General features: G+C 46.0%; 1 protein-coding gene. It reads right to left on the bottom strand.

The genetic code is table 11. The features are described 5' to 3' along the window. Positions 1 to 258: 258 nt before the first annotated feature. On the bottom strand, positions 259 to 411 hold the full coding sequence (locus H7U22_RS22780; protein ID WP_187073638.1) for a hypothetical protein: 153 nt from the start codon (positions 409 to 411) through the stop codon (positions 259 to 261). Positions 412 to 632 lie beyond the last annotated feature (221 nt).

Genomic DNA, 632 nt, shown 5'->3' with positions numbered 1-632 from the left:
AAAGTCACACCCCAAACCAATAAAGTTATCCCGCCACATCCCAAACCATATTCAGCCACACACATTAACCATCAACCCCCAAACCAAGTCCGAGGCACTTCATTCCAAGCAACAACCACGCAATCCCCAACGAAAAGCCCTCCAAATCCCCAATAGCAGGTCCCAAACCACCAAAATAGCCAGCCAGGTCGAAACAAGGCCTCCCCACCCGTATATTTCCAAGGAGGGGCCGAAATTCCCCCACCACCCGGCCCTATTTTACACCAACCCCCAGTTTTCCGCCTCCGAGCCGATTTTTGGCATTTTTGGCCGATTTTTGAACGGGATTTCTGCACCCATTTTTCGATTTTCGCAGAACGCCCCTACCCGGAGGACCAGAAAAGTTTGGAAAATTCGCCATTTTTCGGCCATTTTTGGTGATTTTTGCTCATCTCCAGTCCCATCAAAGCGCTTCAGGCTAGTCTGTACAGGTATATTTACCCTCAATATAACACAGCATACACACAAAATACAAATACACTGGCAGATCAATAAAACTATCACTTTCAATTATAGACGATATTAGATACTATGTCTACTATAGCTACTCATTACCGGGCCCCACGTAACCTTTCCCAGTATATTCGTAATCA

Source organism: Pedobacter fastidiosus (assembly GCF_014306625.1).
Classification (GTDB): domain Bacteria; phylum Bacteroidota; class Bacteroidia; order Sphingobacteriales; family Sphingobacteriaceae; genus Pedobacter; species Pedobacter fastidiosus.
The sequence above is the reverse complement of the archived record's forward strand: the minus strand, read 5'-3'. Positions and strand labels throughout refer to the sequence as shown.

What these genes read in the sequence shown, in the direction of transcription:
- H7U22_RS22780 (WP_187073638.1), bottom strand. Translation starts at nt 411, where the DNA reads ATGGCCGAAAAATGGCGAATTTTCCAAACTTTTCTGGTCCTCCGGGTA.